At 61.4% G+C, this 4505-nt stretch carries 3 protein-coding genes; 2 read left to right on the top strand and 1 reads right to left on the bottom strand.

From position 1 onward, the window contains the following. A partial coding sequence (locus ABYO54_RS14395; protein WP_372808941.1) for a bifunctional aconitate hydratase 2/2-methylisocitrate dehydratase occupies positions 1-1753 on the bottom strand: 1753 nt, incomplete at its 3' end. 273 nt (positions 1754-2026) lie between these two features. Here ABYO54_RS14395 and ABYO54_RS14390 point away from each other — a divergent pair. Next, the gene (locus ABYO54_RS14390) at positions 2027-2716 is read left to right on the top strand and encodes a FadR/GntR family transcriptional regulator (protein ID WP_372808940.1); all 690 of its coding nucleotides are present in this window, start codon (positions 2027-2029) and stop codon (positions 2714-2716) included. A gap of 27 nt (positions 2717-2743) precedes the next feature. Beyond that, the coding region (locus tag ABYO54_RS14385) for a proline dehydrogenase family protein (protein WP_372808939.1) at positions 2744-4505 on the top strand (1762 nt) is incomplete at its 3' end.

Raw genomic sequence — 4505 nt, 5'->3', positions numbered from 1 at the left:
GAAGGCCTTCCATCTCGAGGATGCGGCCGGCGAAAACGTTTTTCTTGTTTTTCTTTTCGACGGTCAGCAGCCCTTCCTGGATGGCTTGGTACGGAATGGCGTTGACGATGTCGCGCAGGGTGACGCCCGGCTGCAGCTCGCCCTTGAAGCGAACCAGCACGGATTCCGGCATGTCGAGCGGCATAACGCCGAGCGCGGCGGCGAAGGCCACCAGGCCGGAGCCCGCCGGGAAGGAGATGCCCATCGGGAATCGGGTGTGCGAGTCGCCGCCCGTACCGACGGAGTCGGGAATCAGCAGACGGTTGAGCCAGGAGTGGATCACGCCGTCGCCGGGGCGCAGCGAAACGCCTTTGCGGTTCATGATGTAGTCCGGCAGCGTGGCGTGGGTGATGACATCGGCGGGCTTGGGATAGGCCGCCGTGTGGCAGAACGACTGCATCACCAGATCGGCGTTGAATTTCAAGCAGGCCAACTCGGTGATTTCGCCGCGGGTCATCGGTCCGGTGGTATCCTGCGAACCGACGGTGGTCATCTTCGGCAGGCAGGAAGTGCCCGGCAGAATGCCGGCGACGCCGCAGGCCTTGCCGACCATCTTCTGCGCCAGCGTGTAGCCCTGCCCATCCTTCGGTTTCGGATTGTTCGGAACCACGAAGATGCCGGACTCTTCGATCGGGCCCATGCCGAGGCCGGCGCGCGCCTTTTCGGTGAGTTGCTTGCCGATGATCAGCGGGACGCGCCCGCCCGCGCGGTACTCGTCGAGAATCGTATCGGGCTTGACCGGGAAGGCGGCCAGCTCGTTGCCGTCCGCATCCGTGATCCGCCCCTTGGCCGGATAGACCTTGATGACGGTGCCCGTGGCGAGCTTCGTCACATCGGTCTGGATCGGGAAGGATCCCGAATCCTCGGCGGTATTGAAGAAGATCGGCGCAATGGTGTTGCCGATCACGATGCCGCCGCGGCGTTTGTTCGGGATGCAGGGGATGTCGTTGCCGATATGCCAAAGCAGCGAGTTGATGGCCGACTTGCGGGAGGAGCCGGTACCGACCACGTCGCCGACGAAGGTGACGGGCAGGCCGGTCGATTCCTTGAGCCCGGCGATTTCCTGCGGGCCGTCCGGGAACAAGGTGCCGCCCATGCAGTTGGCGTGCAGCGGAATATCGGCGCGGGTGAACGCGAACGATGCGGGCGAAAAGTCGTCGGTGTTGATTTCGCCGTCCACCTTGTAGACGACGGTCTGGATTTCGTCCGCGATGGCGGGCAGCGAAGTAAACCATTCGCCGTTTGCCCACGAGGCAACGATTTCCTTGGCCACTTCATTGCCGCCGTCGGCCAGCGCCTGGACGTCTTCGAAGCGGTTAACGGAGAGCACCATCTTTTTCAGCGCCGTCGCGGCGGTGTCCGCCAGCGGGCCCTGTTCGTCGACCAGGCGGATCAATCCGTCGAGGTTGTAGCCGCCGACCATGGTGCCGAGCAGCTCGACCGCGCGTTCCGGCGAAATCAACGGGGACGATTCTTCGCCGTGCGCCACCTTGAAGAGGAACTCGGCCTTGAGTTGCGCCGCCGGATCAACGCCCGGGTTGACGCGCTCGGTTATCAGTTCGATCAGCTCGTCTTCTTTCCCGCTCGGGGGATTCTTCAGCAACTCGATCACTTGGGCGGTTTGGTCCTTGTCCAGTGCCAAAGGCGGAACGCCTTCCTTGGAGCGCTCTTCGACGTGCGCATGGTAAGCCTTAAAAAAATCCAATGTACTCATAATGCGATCATCCTATTGTTAATTTGGAAACGCCGTGAAACCTAATGTTTAAGCGGCAAAGTGTCAATGTGGGAACCATCCGCAACCCAACCGTTTACCCCGGCGGAGGAAAGCCCTGCGGCGGCGGCCCGCCCCGCAACCGCGTGGAACATATTTGTACTTTAGGGCCAAGAGCGACCCAATATTGAACCTCACGCAAATCGCCGGTTGACAAGCGGCGCGGCGTCGCATAAGTCTAATGGTTCAACCATTCGAACCGTGAAGGGAAACGCCATGTTTACCGCCGTGAAACCCAACCGCATTTTTCAGGACATCGTGGATCAGATCCAGGATGCGATTTTGCGCGGGCAGATCGCGCCCGGCGAAAAGCTGCCGCCGGAACGGGAGCTGAAGGAGATGTTTTCCGTCAGCCGCGGCACCTTGCGCGAAGCCTTGCGCGTGCTGGAACAGAAGGGATTGATCGAAATCCAACTCGGCGTCGGCGGCGGCGCGGTTGTCCAAGCCGTGACGCCGGAGATCGTCGCGGACGGTCTTTCGCTGATGATCCGCAGCCTGGACATCCCGCTGGCACACCTCCAGGAGTTCCGGACGGTCATCGAAACCAACATTGCCCGGCTCGCGGCGAAACGGGCGACCCCGGAAAACATCGAAGAGCTGCGGGCCATCCTGCAGGAAGGCATGGATGCGCTCGACCAGCACGCGGGCTGGGAGGCCTATGTGGCCGCCGACGCCAAGCTGCACATGACCCTTTCGCGGATCACCGGCAACGCGGTCTATGAATACATCCAGACCGGCATCCACGAAAACATCAACCGCTACTATGCGGAATTTCTTGAACACGAGGAGTCCGTCCTCCGCGAGCATTACGGCGATTTAAAAGCCATTGTCGATGCCGTGGAATCGGGCAACGAAGACGAGGCCTACGCGGCGATGCAAGCGCACCTCCGCCGCCTCGGCGACTGATATTGTTTGAACATCGGAGAATTGGACATGGAAACAATCGATATTGAAAAAATCTCGGCGGACGCCGCCGAACTGGCGAAGAAATGGCAACAAGAAGCCAACAAGTTGCAGACCCCGTTCGAGAAGAAGGTGCAACAGCGCATCGCGCGCCTGCTCACCCATCCGACCGACAAGGTTTTGCTGACCATGATGTTCGACCAAAGCTTCCGCACGATGGACACGAAACGGGTGGCCGACCAGGTGAACGCGCTGCTGCATGAGTATGGCGTTCCCAATTTCATGACCAAGCCCGAGCAGGGGCTGTTCCACCTGTTCATGCACATCGGTCGCCACTTCCATTCCATCTCCGTCCCGTTGCTCGTCGGGCGGATCCGCAAAGACAGCCAGCGCACCGTGGTCCCCGGCGAAGAGAAGCCCTTCCACGAGCATCTGGCCAAGCGCAAGGCCGAAGGCGTCCGGATGAACATCAACCACATCGGCGAGGCCGTGCTCGGCGAAGAGGAAGCCGGCCACCGCCTCAAAGGCTATCTGGCCGATCTCGAAAACCCGGCCATTGAACAGATTTCCATCAAGATCTCCACCATCTTTTCCCAGATCCAATCGATCGCCTTCGACCAGACCGTGGAAGAGCTGGTGCGTCGCTTGACCCTGGTCTACCGCGCCGCGCGCGACAACACCTTCACCAAGGCCGACGGCACCACCAAACCGAAGTTCGTGAATCTCGACATGGAGGAATACCGCGACCTCGACCTCACCGTTGCCGCCTTTAAAAAGGCGCTGGATCTCGACGAATTCAAATCGCTCGAAGCCGGCATCGTGCTGCAGGCCTACATCCCCGACTCCTACAACAAGATGAAGGAGCTCACCGAATGGGCCAAGGCGCGCGTCGCCGCCGGCGGCGCCCCCATGAACATCCGCATCGTGAAGGGCGCCAACATGGAGATGGAGTTGGTCGAATCGTCGCTGATGAACTGGCCGCTGGCCCCGTACGACAACAAGCGCGAAGTGGACGCCAACTACAAACGGATGGTGCTCTTCGGCATGCAGCCCGAAAACATGGCCGCCGTCACCCTCGGCATTGCGTCGCACAACCTGTTCGAGCAGGCCTTCGCCAGCACCGTCGCCAAGCATTACGGCGTGACCCGGCACCTCACCTACGAACTGCTCGAAGGCATGGGCGACCACGTTCGCCGCACCATCCAGCAGACCTCCGACAACGTGCTGCTCTACGCCCCGGTCGCGGCAAAGGACCAGTTCATCAACGCCATCGCGTACCTCATCCGCCGCCTGGACGAAAACACCTCCGAAGAAAACTTCCTGCGCTACGCCTGCGACCTCACGCCCGACTCCGACAAATGGGAATTCCTCCGCCGGCAATATCTCGATTCCGTGGCGTCGATCGACGAGGCGCGCAGCAAGCCCAACCGCGTGCAGGACCGCTCCACCGAAAGCTTCCCGGAAACGATGGGCACCTTCCACGAAGGCGCGTTCACCAACGAACCCGACACCGACTGGAGCCGGCCCGGCAACCGCGCCTGGGCCCAAGCCATCCGCGACAAGTGGATGAACATCGCCAAAGACGGCGCGCTGAAGGTGCCCGTGGTGATCGACGGCGAAGAGCGGTTCGACGGGCTCAAGACCCGGGGCGGATTCGATCCCAACCGCGAGCAGGACAAGATCCACATCTACGACTTCGCCATGGCCTCGGTCGAGGACGCCGAACGCGCGATCGCCACGGCGGCGGCCGATCCCGACGGCTGGCGCTCGAAATCCGTTGAGGAACGCAACG

Origin of the sequence: Pontiella sp., assembly GCF_041622395.1 — a bacterium.
Classification (GTDB): domain Bacteria; phylum Verrucomicrobiota; class Kiritimatiellia; order Kiritimatiellales; family Pontiellaceae; genus Pontiella.
The sequence above is the reverse complement of the archived record's forward strand: the minus strand, read 5'-3'. Positions and strand labels throughout refer to the sequence as shown.

Bases quoted from the DNA above. Each gene is read 5' to 3' on its own strand.
- ABYO54_RS14390 (WP_372808940.1), top strand. From the start codon at position 2,027: ATGTTTACCGCCGTGAAACCCAACCGCATTTTTCAGGACATCGTGGAT.